A 22,031-nucleotide genomic window follows, 5' to 3' on the forward strand; every position below is an offset into this window, starting at 1 on the left:
CAATGCGGAGAGGAGATAGCAAAAATGTGCGGAATAACCGGCTTTATCGAATGGAACCGGGACTTGACGAAAGAATCGGATCTGGTGTTATCCATGACATCCTGTCTGGAAAACCGGGGACCGGATGCCCAGGGAACTTGGATTTCCGGCCCGTGTGCTTTCGGACATCGTCGCCTCAGCGTCATGGACCCCGAGAACGGGGCACAGCCGATGATTATCCATGAGGAAGACGCGGTATTTACGATTGTATATAATGGGGAAATTTATAACGCGCTGGAGCTGAAAGCGGAGCTGCAGCGGAGAGGCCGACCGTTCCGTACCAACTGTGATACGGAGGTGTTGCTGCAATCGTATATCGAGTGGGGACCGGATTGCGTCTACCGGCTGAACGGAATTTTTGCGTTCGCCATTTGGGACAGCGTTCGGGAGCATGTCTTTTTTGCCCGAGATCGTCTCGGGGTAAAACCGTTATTCTACAGCGAAATTGACGGCACCCTGATCTTTGGTTCCGAGCCGAAGGCGATTTTGCGGCATCCGAAGGTTGAGCCCGTCGTCGGGCCTGAAGGCCTTGCCGAAATTTTCGTCATCGGTCCGGCGCGGACGCCCGGCCATAGCGTGTACAAGGATCTGAAGGAGCTGCGTCCGGGCCACGTCTTGATCTTCAACCGCAATGGACTGCGAAAATACGCCTACTGGAAGCTGGAAGCCGAGCCCCATACGGACAATGTAGAGAAAACCGCCGCAACGATTCGCCAGCTGCTGCAGGACACGATGGAACGCCAGCTCATTTCCGACGTGCCGGTGTGCACCTTGCTGTCCGGAGGTCTGGACTCCAGCGCACTGACCGCGCTGGCCGTCGATTATTACAAGCGGACCGGCCAAGGTCAAGTCAATACGTATTCGATCGATTACGTCGACAACGACAAGCATTTCCAGGCCCACAGCTATCAGCCTGGCGCGGACGGCCCGTGGATCCAGCGGATGGTCGAGGAGCTGCAGACCGCCCATCACGCGATCAAGTTTGATACGCCTGAGCTGGTTGCGGCGCTGCCCGACTCGACGATTGCCCGCGATTTGCCGGGCATGGCGGATGTGGACGCCTCGCTGTTGCTTTTTTGTAGGGAGATTAAAAAAGGGGCCACCGTCGCCATCTCCGGCGAAGCTGCGGACGAAGTCTTTGGCGGCTACCCGTGGTTCCACCGCGAGGAGCTGCTGAATTCGGGAACGTTCCCTTGGTCTGTGGCGACCGGGCTGCGCGCAGATCTGTTGTCGCCGGAAATCCGCGAATGGATCAAGCCGGAGCAGTATATCGCCGATCGATACAGCGAAGCGGTCGCGGAGACACCGAAGCTGGAAGGGGAGAAGGGCGAGCGGGCTCGGATGCGGGTCATGTCGTACCTGAACATCACGCGGTTCATGCCAACGCTGCTGGACCGCAAAGACCGCATGAGTATGGCTGCAGGATTGGAAGTCCGCGTGCCTTATTGCGATCACCGACTGGTGCAGTATGTCTGGAATATTCCGTGGGAGATCAAAACGACCGGGAACCGGGAAAAAGGGATTTTGCGCAAAGCGCTGGAAGGCATCCTGCCTGAAGACGTACTTTACCGCAAAAAAAGCCCCTACCCCAAAACGCATAACCCGAACTACCTGACTGCCGTGCGGGATCAAATGCTGAAGATTCTCGACGACCCGACCTCGCCGATCTTGCCGCTGATTAATGCGGACAAAATTCGCGCCATCGCCGCGTCCAAGGAATCGTCCTCCAACCTGCCATGGTTCGGCCAGCTGATGAGCGGTCCGCAGCTGTTTGCGTATTTGTCGCAGGTGAACTTCTGGCTGAGCACCTACAACGTGAAAATTCGTTAATTGAAGCGCAAAAAGCAAGCCGGGAACCTTACCCAGGTCCCTGACTTGCTTTTTTTGATGTCGCTTATAGTGGGTTGCGAAAAAATAACTGGAAAACCTGCCGTTAATTTTACCGGTTCGGGTGCTTTAACAGGCATTAACGGTATTTCCTGACGTTAATTTCGGGCATTTGGGCCGTTTCCGGCCTTTAGGGCAAAATTAACTGTAGGTTTTACCGTTAATTGGTGCAACGAGCCAAAAAGTCGAAAATTAACAGGAGGATTTACCGTTAATTTCCCGCAAGCAAGCGGCTATGAGCCAAGCCGCACGGGCTGCACGGGCTGCACGGCCTCCTCGGGCCTCACGTGCTGCACGGTCACACGGCCCTCGCCTACTTCCCCGCAGCCGCCCCGCTCAGCTTGTCCGCCAACGCCCGCAGCGCCGCGCCGCGATGGCTGACGGCCTGCTTCTCCTCCAGCGTCAGCTCGGCCATGGTCTTCTCGTACGCCGGCAGATAAAACAGCGGGTCATACCCAAACCCGCCGCCGCCCGCCGGCTCGGAGGTGATCCAGCCTTCGACTTCGCCGGAGGCTTCGATAAACTGCCCATTGGCCGGGTCGTACAAGGCCAGGTGGCAGACAAACCGCGCCGTGCTCAGCAGCGGCTGCTCCGTATCCTCGCCCAGCCGCCGCTTCTCAAGCTCGGCGAGCAGCTTCTCGTTGTTGTCCTCGTCGCTGGCACCTTCCCCGGCATATCGGGCCGAATAAACGCCCGGCGCACCGTCCAATTGGTCGACGCAAAGGCCCGAATCGTCGGCCAGCACAGGGCGGCCTAGCGCGTCGCCGACCGTTTTGGCCTTCTTACGGGCGTTCTCGGCGAACGTCGTCCCGTCTTCCACCACCTCCGGGGCATCCGGGTAATCGGCCAAGCTCCGAACCTCTTTGCCCAGCGGCGCCAAGGCATGCGCGAATTCCCGCACCTTCCCGGCATTACGGGTCGCCACGATAATCTCCGTTCCTTCGATCATGCTTACACCACCGATCGGGACTGCCCGCTTCCGATCAGCAGCGCAATCGGCCCGAGCGCCTCACGCTGCTGCTCGATCATCTCCCGAATCCCTTTCTCGGCGAGCTCCAGCATATGATCCAACTCCGCCCGGGAGAACGGGTTCTCTTCCCCGGTACCTTGAACCTCAACAAACTGGCCGTTGCCGGTCATCACCACGTTCATGTCGACCTTCGCTTTGGAATCCTCCTCATAGTTGAGATCCAACAACGTGTCCTCCCCAACGATCCCTACGCTGACGGATGCGAGAAAGTCCGTGATCGGAAACTTCGGCAGCGCGTGCTTCTGAGCGATCTTGTGCATCGCCAGCGCCAACGCCACGAACGCCCCGGTAATCGACGTGGTCCGCGTTCCGCCATCTGCCTGCAGTACGTCGCAATCGATCGTGATAGAGCGCTCACCCAGCGCCTGCAGATCCACGACCGAACGCAGCGCGCGGGCGATGAGCCGCTGGATTTCCATCGTACGGCCGCTCAGCTTCCCACGGGCCGATTCCCGCTGATTCCGCGTTTGAGTTGCGCGAGGGAGCATCGAATACTCCGCCGTCACCCAGCCTTTGCCCTGACCTTTCATAAACATCGGGACCTTCTCTTCAACCGTGGCGGTACACAGCACCTTCGTATCGCCCACCTCGATGTAGACAGACCCTTCTGCGTATTTATTAACATTGACGGTTAAATTCATCGGCCGGCGCTCGTCCGCCTGGCGTCCGTTGCTTCTCATCTTTACTGCCTCCTACGTGTTCTTGCTGTCAATATGCTTTCCCTATTCTACCAAAGTGTGGTCATAAAAGCACCTTTCCATTCGGCCAAAAAAAGAACCCTGCACCTCGCAGGGCCCGGTATGCCTTCGTATGGCGTGCCGTGGTTAAACATGGTTTACAGTGGGATTTCGTTAATCGTTTCCGGCCGCATCACCGGTTCGCTATAGGTCTGGTTATCCAGGCCAACGACTTCCTTTTGCCCGTTTAGCCAAATGCGTACTTTGCTGTCGTCCCGGTTCTCCGTCACCGTCAGCACCAGTGATTGCAACATTTGTGCTGGCAGCTTCTCGCCGGCTTCAAACATATCGTCCGTCAGCGCAACCGTCACGATGCCGTCCTTCGAGACCTCGACGCTTTCCAGCTTCGTGTTGTCGGTCACGACCCGCTCCAAGCCGTCTCCTTGTTGCGGCCCTTTGAGCAGTTCGCCGAGCGCGGATTTCACCCGATCGCCGTCAGCCGGTACAAATCGGGTCACCGGGACGAAATATTGGACGCCCTCCGGCGTTGCTGCGGAGAAATACACAATGACCGGGCTCAGTTGGGATAAGCCGGATTCAGCTTTAATTTCGAGGTTAATCCCAAAATTACGGCTGAGCGGCCGATCCAGCGGCGTACCGTTCACCGGCATCTCGTTTAATTTCTGCCCGTCCACCCACAGCTGAACCTTCTCCACATCCGGCGTTCCGGTTAACGTCCAGGTCAACGCCTCAAGGATTTTGCGCTCATCGGCCGCTTCATAGCCGGTAAACGCTTGATTAAACTCGACGACGGCCAGCTTCTCGTCTTTTTTCACGGTGACGGCCTTCACCTCACTGCCCGCCGGAAGAATGCCGCTAAAGCCGGCCGGGAGCAGGCTGGCATATTTGCCGTCCTTCACCAGCATCTCCAGCATCCGGTTCAGCTTGAGCGAAGCCTCGCCATCAGGCAAGTGCAGGGCGACCGGGGCCAGCAAGCCATGCTCGTTCACCAAGTAAACTGTAGAGAGCGCTTCCTCCTGGGCAAAGCTTGTCTGCTCTACGGCATCCAGACCTTCCAACATTTGGGTTTCGATATCTGTAGGCGGAGGATCGATTTGGGCGGAGCTTCCCCCAAACATGCCGCAGCCCGACAGCAGCAGCGGAAGCGATATTGCCCCGGCGGCAGCCGTATTTCGTAATCGGCGGTTCCATTTCATTTTTGCTCGTGCCTCCCTAAGTTTTTCAATTGGCTAAGATTTGTATTACTATATATACGAGCCTTGTCCCGAAACATAACTATATTTTTCCGGGATCTGGACAAACTTCTTCATATCTTGTCAATCCAACTAAAAATGACGAGGAGTAGAGTGTATGGGGATGGAACAACCGAAGGCCAAAGTGCCTTACAGCTTGAACAGCAAGAAAGTCGCTGATGCCACCAAGGAGTGGCTGCACAAGCGCGGCGTGACGACGGAGCAAATCGCAGAACTCGTAATGTTTTTGCAGCAAAAATACTACCCGAACCTGACGATGGAAGAGTGCATACATAACGTGGAGCAGGTGCTGACCAAACGCGAGGTGCAAAATGCGGTGCTGACCGGCATCCAGCTCGATATTTTGGCAGAGCAGGGGATGCTGATCCCTGAACTGCAGGACATGATTGCCAATGACGAGGGGTTGTACGGTGTGGATGAAATCCTGGCCTTCTCGATCGTAAACGTGTATGGAAGCATCGGCTTCACCAACTACGGTTATGTCGATAAGCTGAAACCGGGCATTTTGGAACGGCTGAATGACAAGACGCTGGGTCCGTGCAATACGTTCTTGGATGACATTGTCGGCGCCATTGCAGCCTCGGCCAGCAGCCGGATCGCCCATCGCAAACAAGCGGAACGGGAAAAAGAACGCGGTGAGGAATCCCTCGACTCCGAGCGGTAATCTCCATCAGTGCAACGCAAAGAAGGACGGCAAATCAAATGCCGCCCTTCTTTTTGCATTATTGAACTATTCCACCGGAGCATACCGGATAACCTCGTCTGTACCTTCTCCGTTCGTCTGCTCTTCAGCCCGCCCTTGCCGGACCAACTCAACTAGATGGGCCAGCGTTTCTGACATGGCAAAGCGCATTTGGTGGATGCTAAGCTCCGTGCCAAATAAGGCGGTGCAAACGTCGAAAGCCGTTTGCGGCCGCTCCTGCAGCAACCGTTCGATGCGCAGGAGCCGCTCGCCGTGATGCTCAAGCAACAGCCGCACACGCTCCGCAAAATAATCAAACGGATTGCGGTGTCCCGGATATGCGGTTGCCACCTCGTAAGCGCTCAGCTTCTCCAGCGAATCCAGGAACGATTGCAGCGGCTGCGGATCACTGCCAGGCAAGAAGCTGACGTTGGGGGAGATTTGCGGCAGCACCGCATCCCCGCAGAACATCAGTTGGTGTTCGGCATTATAAAAGGACAGGTGCCCCGGGGCATGTCCGGCCGTTTCAATCGGCAGCCAGGCTCGTCCACCCATCCGGATCGGCTCTCCCTCCCGGAGAAAGGTCACTTCGGGAGCCGGCGTGACCTGAGCGAAAAAGCCCTGCAAATGCCCGGGCAGCTGGCTGTACCACGATTCCGGCATCCCGTGCCGCCGGTACAAATCGGGCAGCGCTTCGTGCATCCGGCTGTCCGGCCCCCACATCAGCCGCGTCTCTTTATAAGCCCGCGGCGACATCAATACGGCCGCTCCGGTGACCTCCTGCATATATCCCGCCAGGCCATAATGATCGGGGTGGTGGTGGGTCAAGACGATTTGCGTAATGTCGCGCGGCGATATCCTGAGATCCTGCCAAGCTGCCCGCCACTCTTCGATCGTCTCCTCCGTTCGCGGCCCTGGATCGATGATGGTAATCCCCTCTTCTCCCTTCAGCACATAGCTGTTCACCCTGCGCAGGGGAGGGGCCATCGAGATCGGAACACGGGCCACGAGCTCCCGGTCCCAGAGCTGAATTTCCGGCAATAATGTCATGGCCGCACCCCCACCAAAATCATGCGCCGAGACGTCTTCGGATCGTAAAGCTCTTCATCATAATCCCCATGAACGTTCTGCAAGGTTAAACCGGCCTCCTTCAGCATCCGCCGAAAATCATCCAATTCGTACAGCTTAATCCGCTCCATATAATGCCTTGGTTCTCCGCCAGGGGCGGTAATTTCGATGTCCTTGATGACATACCCATCTTCAATCCGCCGCCGTTCTACGATCTGCTGCCCCGCGTCCTCCCGTACCGAATACGGAACAAGATGGGCGGCAACATAAGCGGGATTAAGAAAATCGAGAAGGAAACGGCCCCCTGACTTCAGTACGCGGGCCGCTTCCCGCAGCACCTTGATCTGCTCCTCGTCCTTTTTAAAATAACCAAATGAAGTAAATAAGTTCACCACAGCCTCAAACTCCCCGCTTTGAAGCGGCAACTCGCGCATATCAGCCCGGTGCCAGGTGATCCGACCCTCGGGGTCGAGGCGTCTCGCCTCGCGCAGCAACACCTCTGACAAATCCACGCCGGTCACCTTGTAACCCGCTTCGGCCAGCGCCAGCGAATGGCGGCCCATGCCGCAGCATAAATCCAACACCTTCGCACCTGGAGGAAGATGAAGCCAGCGGATCATCCGCTGAACTTCGTGTTTCGCACCTTGCGCATCGCGGTGCTTATATACCAGCAAATAATCTTCCCCGAAACTAAGCTCATACCACTCCGCCATCTTCCCCTGCCTCCATACGATCCGTCCCAATTGGATATGTACTCAAATGCATCCGTGTATCCTCATTGTACCGTCAGACTTCCGGAAACACAAAGCGATCTTGAAGTGTTCAAACCGAAATACCAAAAACCGCCGAAGCAGGGCTTCGGCGGTTCAGAATGGCTGCTGCTTCAGCCGAATTACTCGGCAGCGGCTGCATCCGTAAATGTATTGGTGATTTTCGCTTTGCTGCGAACGTCCTCCAGCCACGCTCCCGACATGCTGGAAACCTGTTGGGAGATAAGGCTCTTGCGGATCTCATCCTTCTTCTCCTCCAGCGTTGCCGTGTGGGCTTCCTTCTTGTCGGTGACTTTAATGACCTGATAACCTTCGCTCGTCTTAACAGGCTCGCTAATCTCGCCTTTCGCCAGCTTGAAGGCGGCTTCTTCCACCGCTTCTTCCATTTCGCCGCGGGCGAAGAAATCGGTGTCTCCTCCTTGATCCTTCGTAGCTGTATCCAGCGATTTGCTCTTGGCCAGCTCTGCAAAATCGGCGCCTTCCTTCAACTGCTTCACGATATCCTTCGCTTCCTCTTCAGTTGCGACCAAAATGACGGAAGTCCGAACTTGCTCCGGTGTATTAAAGGAATCCTTGTAGGTTTCAAACGTTTCCTTAACCTGCTCGTCGGTAACATTGATCTGCGGTTCCAGCAGCTTCGTCAGCTTCAGCTCCATTTCGACCTGCTTGAGCAAATCATCCATGGTCATCCCGTACTGCTCCAAAGCTTGATTCAGCGCTTCTTCCGAACCAAACTGGGTTTTGTAGGTTTCGATTTCGGCGTCGACATCGGCATCCGTGATCGTGATATTGTTCTTAGCAGCCTCTTGGTTCACAAGCTCCTGGTTGATGAGGTTTGTCAGCGCTTGTTCTCCGCCATTGGCAGCCAGTTCTTCATAGAGCCGGTCCTTCGTAATTTCCACACCGTTAACCGTAGCGACGGCCTCTGCCTTATTCGTGGCAAACGGCGGTTTGATCAGTACAACGACCAGCAAAACAGCCAGTACCAACGATACGATCTGCCATACTTTATTACTGGATGTAGGGGCTTGTACCGGTGCAGTCTCCGTCTCCCCGTTCAGGGGAACCATCACCGGCGTCAAGTCCTCATCGGTTGTGCTGCCCGTAGCCGCGACGGTTACTTCCGCTTCGTTCGCTGGAGAAGATTCCGTTTCCGTCGACGGGTCGCCCACAGCATCCGCCGGATCATTTGCCGCTTTCGCTAGCTGGTCCGTCCCGGCATCCGCCGGACCGGCCTGTCCATCCTGGGCCCGCGTCTCCTCAGCGGCTCCGGTTTCGCCTCCGGTTGCCTCCAACTCTTTTTTTTCCTTTTCGTCCATATGACTTTGCGACTCCCTTCTTCATGAAGCATTCAATTTGGATTCAAAACGTGCTTTCTTGACTTTACCAGATATCCATCGAATTTACCTTAAATATTCCTAAAAAAAGCGCGTCCCTTTTAAGGTGAATTTAAGGAATCGGGAGGCTCTTGCTTTTAATTGCGTCACCCCGTCATTCGTGTTCTCGGCAAAAAAGGTGTAGAATATAATGGTAAAACTAGTTCTAGTTCGGGAGGAACATTCGACGATGGATTATCAAGCTTATTTTAATACGAACCGCGAACAACACTTAAATGAACTTGGCGAATTGCTTCGGATTCCCAGCATCTCCGCCTTGTCCGAACACAAAGGCGATGTGCAGAAGGCGGCCGAATGGATCGCCGAAGCTCTGCGCCGCGCCGGTATGGAATCGGTGGAGATTCATCCTACTGCAGGGCATCCCATCGTTTATGCCGAGCATCTGCACGCACCAGGGAAACCAACCGTTCTGGTTTACGGCCATTATGACGTACAACCGGTAGACCCGCTGAATCTGTGGGAGACGCCGCCATTTGAGCCGTCCATTCGGAACGGCAAGCTGTACGCCCGCGGAGCGACGGACGATAAAGGCCAAGTGTTTATGCATATCAAGGCCGTGGAGGCGATTTTGAAGCAGGAGAAGGAGCTTCCGGTCAACATCAAATTCTGCATCGAAGGGGAAGAGGAAGTCACCAGCCCGAACCTGCCCGCCTTCTTGGAAGCCAACCAGGACAAGCTGGCCGCTGACGTGATCCTGATCTCCGATACCGCGCTGATGGCACCGGGCAAACCGGCGATTTGCATCGGTCTGCGCGGCTTGTGTGCGATGGAAGTCTCGGTGTATACCGCCAACACCGATTTGCACTCCGGTACATATGGCGGCGGTGTCCCTAACGCGCTGCACGCCCTGGTATCGTTGCTGGCTTCCCTGCATGATGAGCAAGGCCGAGTCACGGTCGAAGGCTTCTACGAAGGCGTTCACGAGCTGTCTGCGCTCGAACGCGAAGAGTTCGCCAAGCAACAATTTGACGAAGAGAAGCTCAAGCGGGATCTTGGCTTGAAGGAGCTGTTTGGCGAAGCAGGGTACTCCTTCGTCGAGCGGACCGGCGCCCGTCCAACGCTGGAACTCAACGGGGTTTACGGCGGATTCCAAGGGGAAGGGACCAAAACGGTACTGCCGAAGGAAGCCCATGCCAAAATCACCTGCCGCCTCGTTGGCGACCAGGACCCGCAAGCCACGATCGACCGCATCGAACGGCATCTGCACAAACACCTGCAGCCGGGGGCAACCTTGAAGGTCAAAGCGACCGAGAAAGCGCGGGCCTTCACATGCAATCCGGAAGATCCGATGCTGCAAAAAGCGGCCGATGCCTACGAAGCCATTTACGGCACTCGGGCGCTGTTCACGAAGGACGGCGGTTCGATCCCGATCGTCGAGACCTTGTCCCGCGTCCTGTCGGCTCCAGCCGTCATGATGGGCTTCGGGCTGCCGGACGAAAACCTGCATGCGCCAAACGAGCATTTTAACCTGGAGAACTTTGACAAAGGGCTGCTCACGATCGTTCATTATTTGAAGTCGCTGTAACGTTAGTTTAGCCAATAACCTCCGGCATCTGATGTGAATAGGATGCTTGGAGGTTTTTTTATTTGCGGATACGCACACAAAAAAACCTTCTCTTACCCCTTCCGGGGTGAAAAAGAAGGCTTGCGGCTTTCTACGAACACGTAGTTCACCGTCAGATTTTCAGCTCCCCAAGCTTGATCAGCTCGACAACCGCCTGCGCGCGACCTTTGACATTCAACTTTTGCATGACGTTAGAAATGTGATTACGGACGGTTTTCTCACTAATAAACAGTTGCCCGGCAATGTCGCGCGTCGTTTTATCCTGCACGAGAAGCTCGAAGACCTCCCGTTCACGATGAGTCAACAGAAATTTGCTGTTACGATCGCTGCTCTTCAAAATGCGTCACCCCTCCTTGCTCGGGTTTTGTGGTTTAACAAGGTTCAGGGATACAGTCAACACATCTTATGAAGAAACAGGGTTAATGGTGCGGTGCCGTATAGAAATGGGCGGCCCGTTATTTGAAGGCCATCGCGGCCTGAACCGCTTTCAGCCAGCCTTGGTAGAGCGCTTCCCGCTTAGACTGCGGCATCGTTGGGATAAACCGGCGTTCCAGGCGTTTGCACTGCGCGACTTCGTCCAAATCGCTCCAGTAGCCGACCGCGAGACCCGCCAAAAAGGCCGCGCCCAACGCCGTCGTTTCGCCGATCGCCGGACGTTCTACGGGAACCCCAAGAATGTCGCTTTGGAACTGCATGAGAAAGCCGTTCGCAACAGCGCCGCCATCCACCTGCATGGACCGTACGGCGTATCCGGCATCCTGCTCCATCGCGCCGAGAACGTCTTTGGTCTGGTAAGCCAGCGCCTCCAGCGTCGCCCGGATAAAATGCTCCTTCGTCGTCCCCCGCGTCAGGCCAAATACCGCGCCGCGAACTTCGCTGTCCCAATACGGGCTGCCGAGACCAACGAAGGCTGGAACAACGTAGACGCCTTTCGTTGAGTCCACGCGCGAGGCGTACACCTCGCTGTCCTTGGCGTTCCGGAACATGCGCAACCCGTCGCGCAGCCACTGGATCGCCGAGCCGGACACGAAGATACTGCCCTCAAGAGCGTACTCCACCTTCCCGTTTAAGCCCCAGGCCAATGAGGTGATCAGCCCGTGCTCCGATACAACGGGGGTACTGCCGGTATTCATCAGCATAAAGCAGCCGGTTCCGTACGTCGTTTTGACCATCCCCGGCTGGAAGCAAGCTTGCCCGAACAGAGCTGCCTGCTGGTCTCCGGCCGCCCCCGCGATCGGCACCTCCTCCCCGAAGAAGTGGTACGGAACCGTCGTGCCGTATACCTCGGAGGAGGATTTCACTTCAGGCAGCATCGCCTTCGGGATGTCCAGAATCGCAAGTAGCTCGTCATCCCAGGTCAGCTCGTGGATGTTGTACATCAGCGTCCGCGAAGCGTTGGAATAGTCCGTTACATGCAAGCGGCCGCCGGACAGCTTCCAGATGAGCCAGGTATCGATGGTCCCGAACAGCAATTCGCCCTTCGCCGCCCGCTCCCGCGAGCCTTCGACATGGTCGAGGATCCACTTGACCTTGGTTCCAGAAAAATAAGGGTCGAGCAGCAGACCGGTTTTGGCCCGGAACAAAGCGTCATGACCGGCATTCCGCAGCTCCTCGCAGATCGCGGCCGTTTGCCGGGATTGCCAGACGATCGCCGGGTAAATCGGGTTGCCGCTGTCTTTTTCCCAAACGACCGTCGTTTCCCGCTGGTTCGTAATCCCGATCCCAACAATCTGCCGCGGCTTGATACCGGATTCCGATAAGCAGGAAGCAATCACCGACATGATCGAGCCCCAAATCTCATTGGGATTCTGCTCGACCCAGCCGGGTTCGGGGAAATACTGCGGGAATTCCCGCTGTGCCGAATGAACAATCTCCCCTTGCCGGTTAAACAAAATCGCCCGCGAGCTCGTTGTGCCTTGATCCAAAGCCAAGATATATTTTTCCATGGAACTCCTCCGTTTCGGTTTGATGAAATAACGCTTACATTCTTATGTCTATCATAACCCGGCATCCTTCGTGCACGCTATCAGGTTCACGGAGAATCAGCGATAAGAAAAACGTCTATCGACGTACATTCAAAGTAGACAGACCGCGTTTAGCGGAAGTTTTTCTTGCGATATCAGGATGCTAATGCCCCGAAGTTTATACTTTCTGATATCTTAAAAAAAGAACCATAGAAAATTCCATGGTTCCTTTCCGCCAATATGTTCACCGCTTCCCTCATGCTTTGGAATTCTTGGATAGCTTCTCCAAAATCGTGATCATCATCTCCAGCTCCTCTTCGCTGAGGACGGATAAATGCGTTTTCAACACTTCCCGTGACTTCTTCCGGGCTTCCGCCAGCACCTCGGCCCCCCGCTCGGTAACCGACAACAGCACCGCCCGCCGATCCTGCTCGTCATGCCGCCGCTCCACGAAACCGCTTTGGACCAGCCGATCGATCATGACCGTAATCGCGCTGGGCTTCACCTCCAGCTTCTCGGCTAAATAGCTGACATTGCAGTTGGACTTCCGGGCAATCAGCATCAGCGTATGAAATTGCGGGCCCGTCAGGCCCAGCTCCTGATGGTGCATTAATTCACTTTTCACTTTCCGAAACGAACGGGTCCATACCGATTCGATCCGATCTATGTAATGGTCGAGATCAACGGACAACCAAACCATTCCTCTCTCCGATAATAACCCTACTGTTTAGAGTGTATTATGCAGACTCCGAAAATTCAAGGAATCTGTCGCCATTTGACGGGTAACCCTACTTGAAAAGGCCGGGAAAATCGCTTATGATGAAACCGAGAAGTCAAAATAATTTTCACATTTCACAAGAATTTAATAAAAATTATTTTCGTAGCAAGTAAACAATCACATCCAACGGCTGAACTTCCTGAGGGAGGAACTTATCTATGACACCCATATTGCATGCGGTATCCAGCCACCTGGAGACGCTGTCGCCGCAGGAACGCAAGCTGGGCGAATACATTTTGGAGTCGCCGGCCACCGTCATTCATCAGGGGATCACAGAGCTGGCCAATGCGTGCGGGATTAGTCCCTCAACGGTGACAAGGTTCTGCAAGACTTTTCACTTTAAAGGCTTCCCTGATTTCAAAATGAAGCTGGCTTCCGAGCTGGCCCACAAGCCTGCGGAGAACCACTACCAGGACATCATCGCCGGCAACGACCTGCAAAAAATCGTCGAAGCGATGGAAGCCAACCATCTCGCCTCGATTACCGACACCACCCGGCTGCTGGACATGAACCAGCTGTCCCGGGCCGTTGAGGCGTTATGCCGCGCCAAGCGCATCGATCTGTACGGTGTGGCGACTTCCTCGATTGTCGCCCAAGACTTTTACCAGAAGCTGGTGCGTATTGGCAAGAACTGCACCGCCTTCGCTGACTCGCATATGCAGATCACTTCCGCTTCCTCGCTCGGCGAAGGCGACGTGGCGCTGGCGATCTCCTATTCAGGCGAAACGCCGGAAACGATCGACGCCCTGCGCTGCGCCAAAGACAGCGGCGCAACCACGTTGTCGCTCACGCAGTACAGCAGCAACTCCCTGGCTTCGCTCGCGGATATCGCTTTATTCTCATCCTCGTTAGAGGAAGGCATGCGCCGGGGCGATATGGCCTCGCGTATTGCGCAGCTGCACGTCATCGATATTTTGTTTACGGGGATGGTCAGCTTGGAATTCCAGGATTTCATTCCGAAGCTCGAAAGCTCGTATCAGAATGTTCAAATTTATCGTAAAACCCAAGGAGGGCAACACGAATGCTGAATATTATCAAAACCAACAGCGAGCAGCAATTTAATGAAACCGGAGCAGGCATCATCGCCAGCCTCCTGCAATCTAACCCGCGGGCGATTTTGGGCCTGGCTACCGGCAGCACACCGGTCGGGGTGTATGAGAAGCTGATCGAGCTGTACAAGAAAGGCAGCGTCAGCTTTAAGCAAGCGAGCAGCTACAATCTGGATGAATACATCGGATTGCCGGCGGACCATCCAGAGAGCTATCGCCGATTCATGGACGAGAAGCTGTTTAATCATATCGATATTTTGCCAGAAAATACGCATGTACCTGAGGGAAATGCTCCGGATCCTGAGCAAGCGGCCAAGGACTACGCAAAACTGCTGGATCAAGCGGGTCAAATCGACTTGCAGCTGCTGGGCCTTGGACATAACGGCCATATCGGGTTTAACGAGCCTGCCGATGAGCTGACGGGGCCGCCGCATGTCGTGAAGCTGCAAGAGCGGACACGGCTGGCCAATGCGCGCTTCTTCAATTCCATTGACGAGGTGCCAACTCACGCGCTCACGATGGGGATCGGTTCGATCCTGCAGGCTAAGCAAATCCTGCTGATGGCCAAAGGCGAAGACAAAGCCGAAATCATCGCCAAAGCGTTAAAGGGGCCAATTACGACCCAATGTCCGGCTTCGCTGCTGCAAACCCACCCGAATGTGGTTGTCGTCGTTGACCAGGCTGCGGGGAGATTCCTGTGATGAGCGGCGCCGGACGTACCTTCAACCTCATTCATGCCGAAGTTGTCACCCCGCGCGGAACGTTCCGCGACGGCGCGGTTGCGGTGAAAGACGGCGTCATCACTTACGTCGGCACGACCGCCGGATTACCTGAAGCTCACGCTGCAGGCGTCGAGACGATTGATGCGAAAGGCAGCTATGTGCTGCCCGGCTTTATCGACGTGCACGTGCACGGCGGCATGCTGAAGGATTTCTCGCAGCCAAGCAAGCAAGGTCTGGACGCCATTACGAAGCTTCATTGCAGTCAGGGAACGACTTCGATGCTGGCGACAACGATGACCCTTCCGAAGGCGATGATCGACAACGTGCTGGCCGAAGTCCATCAATATATGGCTGGCGAGATGCCTTATGCCCAATTGGTTGGCGTTCATCTGGAAGGGCCGTTTATCAGCCCGAAATGGCCGGGCGCCCAAAATCCTGAGCACATCGTCCCGCCGAACCGCGAATGGATCGAAGGTTGGGAACAACAGTATCCGGGGTTAATTAAGCAGGTTACGTTTGCGCCTGAACGGGACGGGGCGCATGAGCTGATCCGCTATTTACGGAAGCAGGGAATCGTAGCGGCTGCCGGTCATACCGATGCCACTTACGAAGAAATCATGGCCGCTTACGAGGTTGGCTTAAACCACTCCGTGCATATGTTTAACGCCATGACGCCGCTGCATCACCGCAAACCGGGCACCGCCGGGGCAATCCTGAGCACGCCGGGCATTAGCGCAGAAATCATCGCCGACGGCATTCACGTCCATCCTGCAGCAATCCGGCTGTTGGCCAGCGTGAAGACCGGCAGCAACCTGCTCCTGATCACCGATGCTATGTCGGCTGCAGGGCTCGGTGACGGGGACTACATGCTTGGCGACCTGCCGGTTGTCGTGAAGAATAACGTCTGCACGCTGCGCGACAGCGAAGGAACGTTAGCCGGAAGCACGTTGACGATGATCCGCGGTTTCCGCTATCTCGTACGCGAGGTGGGATTGTCGATCGAACGCGCGTCGGAAGCCGCCAGCGCCAATCCGGCGAAGCTGATCCGCATCGACCATTTAACCGGCTCGATCGAAACCGGCAAACAAGCAGATCTGCTGCTGGTCGACCGCGATTTGGAATTGCAGCGGGTGTGGGTCAAAGGACGTGCATTCCAAGATAACGAATAATCAAAACCATCCAATCACAAGATAAAGCGCGAGACGCAGGAAGGATTTCTTCCCGCTTCTCGCGCTTTTTGGTTCTCGCTATAAACCGCCGCTAGCGGGTTGTCCCTCCGGTGAAACCGGCATTCATGTCACGTGCACCTGTTCCTGTCCCATTGCCCATGCCGGCATTAGGTCTTGTCGGCGCATAACCATTTGGCCCGGTCATCGTCCCTGCACGGCCGGGGAATACACGGTTAATCAGCGTTTCGAAATCGCTGATGAAGTTGTTCAGTGTTCCGCCGCCCCGAGACTCTGTAGCATATTGGCCAATGGTGGATACAAAATCGGAATCGTTAGATACGTAGACGTTGCGGATATGCGGTGCCGCTTGCTTAACCGCTGCTTCGATCCGGTTTTTGAGATCCTGGGACACGTTGCTCGTTCCAGCTCCCAAGGCTCCGTTCCCGGTAGTGAAGCCCGAAGGGGTGTTCGTCGTCCCACGAGTACCGATTCGATCCGTTGTTGTTCCGGTACCGCGGTTCACGCTGGACATGCCCATGCTGCCTCCAGGATACATCGACCCGAAACGGTTGCCGGTTGTGCCGGTGCCCAACATCGAGCCGTTGTTACTGCGATTGACGTTGTTCCCCGTTCCGAACAAACCGCGTCCGAGGTCAAAGAGCCCGCCCAGTCCGGCACGGTCGTTGCCGCGAGCCAAACCGTTGTCTGCGGCGCCGCGGGTTCCATAGTCCGCACCGTAAGGGCCGCCGACATTGGTCGTACCAAGGCCAACTCCATTTGGACGTTGCACCCCGTAAGCGCTAGTGCGGCCTGTCGTATTCGTGCCGTGGAGTGTGACACCTACATATGCATCACGGTCGGTAACAACGACATGTGCGGTTTGAACGTCGCCAAGCTGTGCCACCTTGTTGCTAAGCGCAGGGCTGTAACGCAGGGAACGGATACGCATATCCTGTCCGCTGCCGGCGCTGCGGGAGAACAGACGGTTGCTGGGGTTTAAAGAATTGACATCATAATTTCGGTTATTGCCCCGTAAGCTTTGCGTGCGCACATTATTGTCGCCCTTCCCGTCACCACAACCTGCCATTAAAGCCATCCCGGCAAGCAACGCTGCGGATAACGATAAGTTAACGACTTTCGCTCCTCGCATGTAGTCAACCTCCATCCGTAAGAAGTAATGTATGAAACAGGACTTATCATGCGCCAAATCCCGTTGTCGTCATACAGGTAAACATAACCGAGCGACCCACCAGCCTCCTATGCTTCAGCGGGCTTGTATCGTGGGAAATCCACCCACACGTCCAATTCAGATTACGCGTACACTAAATCTGAGACGCTGAATAACCTCAAGGGGTGCTGGCCCATGAAAGTGCTGTTTACGTTTTATGTTCCGAGCGGCGGGGTCGAAACCTTAAACCGCCTGCGCTGCGATGCGCTAAAAAGACGGAACATTGAAGGCCATATTATGTATTTGCGTCCCGGTTCCGGGCTCATCAACACGCAGCAGGCGAACATTCCCGTGATGGTGGATCCAAGCGATGCCGAACTCGCTCAACGTTTGCCGCAATATGATGCCGTTATCGCAACCTCGGATTACTGGATGCCCGGACGGCTGCGCCGGCTTGGGTTTCACAAACCGATTATTTTTGAAATTCAAGGCTTGGGAACGCGGGAACAAGCAGAGCAGACGCTTCGGGAAGGCAAGGAGGAAATCCTGCGAAACTGCCAGGCTTCGCTGATGCCTCCAACCCCCCATTTGATTGAGCTGGCCTCCACCTACTACCCCACATTGCCCAAGTTCGTATTGATGAATCCGTTGGATACCCGGCATTTCCGTCACATTGCGCAACCGAAGTATCCGGTGCCCATCATCGCTTGGGTCGGACGGCTGGAGCCCAACAAAAATTGGGAGTTGTTCCTGAAAATTGCTTCCGCCCTACACCGCCAACGTCCACAGATGGAAATTTGGATGTTCCTTGATTATCAGCTCCCGTCCGAGGAGACGAAAAACCGGTTTTGGCAGTATGTTAAACGCTTGGGGCTAGAGCCTAAACTCAAATTGTATCCAAATACCCCTAACCGGGAGATGCCCTATTATCTATCCCGCGTCGGCGATTCAGGCGGACTGATGATCTCCACATCTACCCTGGAGGGCTTCGGCTATGCCGTTGCCGAGGCCTTAGCTTGCCGTTGTCCCGTGCTTACCACCGATTCCGATGGCGTACGTCTTTTTATCAAGCATAATGAAACGGGAAAGTTCTTCGCGTACCCGCAAGTGGGCCAAGCGGTTGCCAGAGCGTTGGAGCTGATGGACCATCACGGGCAGCGGGAGAAGATCCGCAGCATGGGGGAACAGCATATCCACCAGTGGCTGTCGCCGCAGCAGTATGCTGATTCGTTCCGCCAAATGCTGCAAAGCTTAGGAGTAAAATAAAGAAGCGAATGAAAGAACCTCCAGTGATCTGGAGGTTCTTTTGTCGGCAATTTTTCTGCAAAATGCATATACTATTGGGGAACCGCCTATGAGGTAGACGCCGTTTCCAAAGCCAACTTCAGCTTCTTCTCATTTTCAAGGAGGCCCGGATCCTCGGGCAAATAGCGAAGCGCCTCCCGGTTATGCTCATAAGCCTGACGTAAATGGCCGAGCTGCGCATAACACAAACATAACCGGCTATGCGGCAACCATGTCCGGGACGCTGAATGAACGATCGCTGTCCAACTGCCAACATTGGCATTCTGTATCGCCTGACCGTACCAATAGATTGCCATCGCCCATTCTTGCCGATCCTCCATGCAGTTGCCGATAGCACAGCAAATTTCCGAACTTGGAATATGAAATTGGAGGGATCGCAGCAGCGTCTCCAGTTTTTGTCGCTCGCGTCCCAAAAAACCATAGCAATCCGCTAAACGGGCGCAAGCTAGAATCAGATCATCCCGGTTTGCCTTCGGATCGAGGAGGAACTCCGCAAAATGCGGTACGGCTTCCTCATATCGACCGGCATCTGCCAGCTCGCATGCAAAGTGGAAACGCAGGCGTCCTTGCAGTACGCCGCCGGAAGCCAAATGATGCTCGATGATCTTTAGATTCCGTCCGGAATGGCTCCCGGTTCCGCGATGGGTCACAGCAATATCCGTCAGCAGCTGTTTCCCGTCCGCGACATCCAGGTATTCGTGTACGATGCCAATCCAGCGGTAATTCCGGCTCCGTTTGACCAATCGGTTCCGCCGAGTGAAGGCCAGCGGTGCTCCGGTCTGCTCCTCCTCGTGGAGCACATAATTCATCAGGACCGCGTCGATGTCAGAACTCAATTCTTGCTTTAACCGAAGGAGCTTGGCGCGGTTGGGTTCGGTGAATACATCGTCAGCATCCATCCAGAGAATGTATTCACAGGTTGCCAAAGAAAAACTGAAATTCCGCGCGGCCGCAAAATCCTCCCGCCAGGCGAACTCGTACACCTTGGCCCCGAATTCCGCGGCCACCTCCTTCGTGCGGTCGGTTGATCCCGTATCCACGATCACGATTTCGTCCGCCAAATCCGCGACGGACTTTAGACATACAGGCAAACGGGCTTCTTCATTTTTGACAATCATACATAAACTTATCGTGATCAGTTCAGGAACCCTCCCTCCCGCAGCAGCTCAGCCACTTCGGCTTTATCAAGCAAAGACGCATTGGAATTGTATTCAGAGAACAGTTCGCGAGGCAAGCTGGAATAATGGGCAATGAGCTCCTTGGAGCTGGGAGGAAGAATGACGTAATATTGATCGCTATATTTGAGCGTATAGGGAGCTTCGTACCGAGAGACCAGCACCTCATGCAGCTTCTCTCCAGGCCGAATGCCGATTTCCTGCACCGGGACGTGATGTCCGACATAATGCTCCGCAAGCACCTCAGCAATATCGATGATGCGGCAGGCCTTCATTTTCATCACGAACGTTTCGCCCCCGATGGCTGTCGTGGCTGCTTTAAGCAGAAGATCGATCGCCTGGGATAAGGTCAGGAAGAAGCGCGTCATCTCCCGGGCGGTAATCGTTAAGTCTTTCCCGTCCCGCAGCTGGTTGATGAACAGTGGAACCACGCTGCCGTTCGTCCCAAGCACGTTCCCCCCGCGGATACAAGTGAACCGGGTATGCTCGCTTAAATCGTTCGCACGAATCATCAGCTTCTCCCCGATCGCTTTGGTCATCCCGTACGTATTTGTCGGATCCACCGCTTTGTCGGTGGACACGTCGATCACCTTGATGACCTTATTCGCGATGCTCGCCTGAATGATGTTTTCCGTTCCGAGCACATTGGTCTTGAGCGCTTCTTCCGGCTGGAATTCGCAAACCGGCACATGTTTTAAAGCTGCCAGATGGAAGACATAATCCACTCCCTTACTCGCCGCTTCCACCGCCGCGTAATCACGGACATCACCGATCAGATACCGCATTGAGGCGTGCCCGCTAAATTCCCGCTGCATTAAGACCTGAGCGTATTCGTTTCTCGAGAAAATGCGGATTTCCCGCGGTCCCTCTTGCAACAGTCTCCTTGTCAGCCTTTTCCCCCAGGATCCGGTCCCCCCGGTAATTAACACGGTCTTGTCTCTGAACATCTATATACCTTCCTTTCGTAACTAGATTCATCGGGAAATTCCGTTTTGAGCGGATCCTGATTTTCCGCCCCCCAGCGTAACGATCCGCGCTTTGCCTTGTATACCGGCGGCCGCATTTCGCGTATCGAATACAAATGGCGCGTGCTTCACGACATCCTCCAGCGGCAATCCGCGGTGACGGACGGCGATCACCACGCCGTCCGAGGAGGCTAAGCGCTCCGCTGTCAACTCCACCGAATACAGCTTGATTCCGCTGATCTCCACTTCTGGAATCAACGGATCGTGATAATCGACTATTGCACCAGCGGCCATGAGCAGCCGAATCAGCTCAAGCACGCTCGATTCGCGGATATCGGCGACATCCTCTTTAAACGTAATTCCGAGCACCAAAATCCGCTTACCGGCAAGAGAGCTACCGTTCAATTCTTCCTGCAGCCTGGACACGATGTACCCTGGCATGTCGCGGTTAATCCGCGAGCTGATCTCGATAAATGAGCTTTCCATCCCTAACTGCTGTGCTTTCCATTGCAGATAGATCGGATCCACCGGGATGCAATGTCCGCCTACGCCGGGGCCGGGATAAAACGCCTTAAAGCCAAACGGCTTGGAAGAGGCCGCCTCCACCACTTCCCAAACGTTGATTCCCATTTGATCGCAGAGCAAAGCAAACTCATTGATGAAAGAAATGTTCACGAAACGAAAGGTGTTTTCCAGCAGTTTCGCCATCTCAGCCGTTTCCGTCGAGGATACCCGCACCACGGTGCGAAAGCCCGCACGATAAAGCTCCTCCATCCGATCCGCGCAAGCAGCGGTAATCCCGCTGACGATCTTAGGAATATCTCTCAGGGAGTAACGGCGGCTTCCGGGATTCACCCGTTCCGGTGAAAAGCCGACAAAAAACTCCGTCCCCAGGTGTAGACCGCTTTTTTGCAACAGCGGCAAAATCACTTCCCGGGTGGTTCCGGGGTAAGTAGAGCTTTCCAATGCGACCAACTGCCCGGGCTTAAGATGCTTCCCGATGTTTTCTGCGGCATCGACCAGATAGGTCAAGTCCGGCACATGCTGTTCCGTCAACGGAGTCGGCACGCAAATAATGATTGCTTCTGCGCTTGCGATCTCGGCGAAGTCCGGAGATACCGTCAATTGCTGCGTATAGGTATATCGTTTGATTTTCTCATCGGGAACGTCAGCGATGTAACTTCGTCCCTGTTGCAAAAGCTGTAATTTCTTTTCGTCCTTGTCGATGCCGATGACGCGAAAACCCTGGTCTAGATACGTTTCGGCCAAAGGAAGACCAACATATCCCATACCGACGATGGCAATGATTCGTGACAACATCCATCTCCCCTTTCGCTTGAAGTTTGAC

At 55.1% G+C, this 22,031-nt stretch carries 20 protein-coding genes; 7 read left to right on the plus strand and 13 right to left on the minus strand.

All coding sequences use genetic code 11. The features are described from left to right. Positions 1-24 precede the first annotated feature (24 nt). A complete protein-coding gene (gene asnB / locus U9M73_RS12460; RefSeq protein WP_323077495.1) occupies positions 25-1,869 on the plus strand; it encodes an asparagine synthase (glutamine-hydrolyzing) in 1,845 nt (614 codons plus the stop codon). Positions 1,870-2,239: 370 nt separating this feature from the next. Here the strand turns inward: asnB and U9M73_RS12465 are convergent, their stop codons facing one another. The 3 genes from U9M73_RS12465 to U9M73_RS12475 form a co-directional block, all read right to left on the minus strand. Next, the gene (locus U9M73_RS12465; protein WP_009225130.1) at positions 2,240-2,875 is read right to left on the minus strand and encodes an XTP/dITP diphosphatase; all 636 of its coding nucleotides are present in this window, start codon (positions 2,873-2,875) and stop codon (positions 2,240-2,242) included. A 2-nt stretch (positions 2,876-2,877) separates the two neighbouring features. Continuing rightward, a complete protein-coding gene (gene rph, locus U9M73_RS12470; RefSeq protein WP_323077496.1) occupies positions 2,878-3,636 on the minus strand; it encodes a ribonuclease PH in 759 nt (252 codons plus the stop codon). 155 nt (positions 3,637-3,791) lie between these two features. After that, positions 3,792-4,850, minus strand: a complete 1,059-nt coding sequence (locus U9M73_RS12475) for a GerMN domain-containing protein (RefSeq protein WP_323077497.1) — start codon at positions 4,848-4,850, stop codon at positions 3,792-3,794. Between the two features lie 154 nt (positions 4,851-5,004). Here U9M73_RS12475 and U9M73_RS12480 point away from each other — a divergent pair, with 154 nt between their 5' ends. Beyond that, the gene (locus tag U9M73_RS12480; protein WP_407673920.1) at positions 5,005-5,571 is read left to right on the plus strand and encodes a phosphatidylglycerophosphatase A family protein; all 567 of its coding nucleotides are present in this window, start codon (positions 5,005-5,007) and stop codon (positions 5,569-5,571) included. A 66-nt stretch (positions 5,572-5,637) separates the two neighbouring features. On the opposite strand, the gene U9M73_RS12485 is transcribed toward U9M73_RS12480, so the two are convergent. From U9M73_RS12485 to U9M73_RS12495, 3 genes are all read right to left on the minus strand, one after another. Next, the gene (locus U9M73_RS12485) at positions 5,638-6,639 is read right to left on the minus strand and encodes an MBL fold metallo-hydrolase (protein WP_323077498.1); all 1,002 of its coding nucleotides are present in this window, start codon (positions 6,637-6,639) and stop codon (positions 5,638-5,640) included. Then, on the minus strand, positions 6,636-7,370 hold the full coding sequence (locus U9M73_RS12490; protein WP_036645155.1) for a class I SAM-dependent methyltransferase: 735 nt from the start codon (positions 7,368-7,370) through the stop codon (positions 6,636-6,638). The genes U9M73_RS12485 and U9M73_RS12490 overlap by 4 nt, the downstream gene beginning before the upstream one ends. Before the next feature lie 179 nt (positions 7,371-7,549). Beyond that, positions 7,550-8,746: a peptidylprolyl isomerase gene (locus tag U9M73_RS12495; protein WP_009225124.1), complete on the minus strand. Its 1,197-nt coding sequence runs from the start codon at positions 8,744-8,746 to the stop codon at positions 7,550-7,552. A gap of 247 nt (positions 8,747-8,993) precedes the next feature. Here U9M73_RS12495 and U9M73_RS12500 point away from each other — a divergent pair, with 247 nt between their 5' ends. Then, positions 8,994-10,349 (plus strand): dipeptidase, encoded by a 1,356-nt coding sequence (locus U9M73_RS12500; protein ID WP_009225123.1) that lies wholly within the window; start codon positions 8,994-8,996, stop codon positions 10,347-10,349. A 151-nt stretch (positions 10,350-10,500) separates the two neighbouring features. On the opposite strand, the gene U9M73_RS12505 is transcribed toward U9M73_RS12500, so the two are convergent. The 3 genes from U9M73_RS12505 to U9M73_RS12515 all read right to left on the minus strand — a co-directional run bounded on the left by U9M73_RS12505 (position 10,501) and on the right by U9M73_RS12515 (position 13,052). After that, the gene (locus U9M73_RS12505; RefSeq protein WP_009225122.1) at positions 10,501-10,725 is read right to left on the minus strand and encodes a helix-turn-helix domain-containing protein; all 225 of its coding nucleotides are present in this window, start codon (positions 10,723-10,725) and stop codon (positions 10,501-10,503) included. Positions 10,726-10,843: 118 nt separating this feature from the next. Then, entirely contained in the window at positions 10,844-12,334 is a 1,491-nt protein-coding gene (gene glpK / locus U9M73_RS12510; protein WP_323077507.1) for a glycerol kinase GlpK, read from the minus strand. Between the two features lie 274 nt (positions 12,335-12,608). Further along, entirely contained in the window at positions 12,609-13,052 is a 444-nt protein-coding gene (locus tag U9M73_RS12515) for a MarR family winged helix-turn-helix transcriptional regulator (RefSeq protein ID WP_009225120.1), read from the minus strand. 236 nt (positions 13,053-13,288) lie between these two features. On the opposite strand from U9M73_RS12515, the gene U9M73_RS12520 reads away from it, so the two are divergent. The 3 genes from U9M73_RS12520 to nagA are packed head-to-tail and all read left to right on the plus strand — an operon-like array spanning position 13,289 to position 16,070. Then, positions 13,289-14,158, plus strand: a complete 870-nt coding sequence (locus U9M73_RS12520; RefSeq protein ID WP_009225119.1) for a MurR/RpiR family transcriptional regulator — start codon at positions 13,289-13,291, stop codon at positions 14,156-14,158. Then, the gene (nagB, locus tag U9M73_RS12525) at positions 14,152-14,880 is read left to right on the plus strand and encodes a glucosamine-6-phosphate deaminase (RefSeq protein WP_009225118.1); all 729 of its coding nucleotides are present in this window, start codon (positions 14,152-14,154) and stop codon (positions 14,878-14,880) included. Before U9M73_RS12520 ends, nagB begins: the two co-directional genes overlap by 7 nt. Beyond that, positions 14,880-16,070: an N-acetylglucosamine-6-phosphate deacetylase gene (gene nagA / locus U9M73_RS12530; RefSeq protein ID WP_009225117.1), complete on the plus strand. Its 1,191-nt coding sequence runs from the start codon at positions 14,880-14,882 to the stop codon at positions 16,068-16,070. Before nagB ends, nagA begins: the two co-directional genes overlap by 1 nt. Before the next feature lie 91 nt (positions 16,071-16,161). On the opposite strand, the gene U9M73_RS12535 is transcribed toward nagA, so the two are convergent. Then, positions 16,162-17,220: a YhcN/YlaJ family sporulation lipoprotein gene (locus U9M73_RS12535; protein ID WP_323077510.1), complete on the minus strand. Its 1,059-nt coding sequence runs from the start codon at positions 17,218-17,220 to the stop codon at positions 16,162-16,164. Between the two features lie 213 nt (positions 17,221-17,433). On the opposite strand from U9M73_RS12535, the gene U9M73_RS12540 reads away from it, so the two are divergent. Continuing rightward, positions 17,434-18,504 (plus strand): glycosyltransferase family 4 protein, encoded by a 1,071-nt coding sequence (locus U9M73_RS12540; protein WP_009225115.1) that lies wholly within the window; start codon positions 17,434-17,436, stop codon positions 18,502-18,504. Between the two features lie 86 nt (positions 18,505-18,590). Here U9M73_RS12540 and U9M73_RS12545 read toward each other — a convergent pair whose 3' ends face one another. The 3 genes from U9M73_RS12545 to U9M73_RS12555 are packed head-to-tail and all read right to left on the minus strand — an operon-like array spanning position 18,591 to position 22,003. After that, a complete protein-coding gene (locus U9M73_RS12545; RefSeq protein ID WP_260070337.1) occupies positions 18,591-19,661 on the minus strand; it encodes a glycosyltransferase family 2 protein in 1,071 nt (356 codons plus the stop codon). A gap of 17 nt (positions 19,662-19,678) precedes the next feature. Next, the gene (locus tag U9M73_RS12550) at positions 19,679-20,665 is read right to left on the minus strand and encodes a polysaccharide biosynthesis protein (protein ID WP_260070338.1); all 987 of its coding nucleotides are present in this window, start codon (positions 20,663-20,665) and stop codon (positions 19,679-19,681) included. Positions 20,666-20,692: 27 nt separating this feature from the next. Then, on the minus strand, positions 20,693-22,003 hold the full coding sequence (locus U9M73_RS12555; RefSeq protein WP_323077515.1) for a nucleotide sugar dehydrogenase: 1,311 nt from the start codon (positions 22,001-22,003) through the stop codon (positions 20,693-20,695). Positions 22,004-22,031 lie beyond the last annotated feature (28 nt).

This window comes from Paenibacillus phoenicis (genome assembly GCF_034718895.1).
Lineage (GTDB): Bacteria > Bacillota > Bacilli > Paenibacillales > Paenibacillaceae > Fontibacillus > Fontibacillus phoenicis.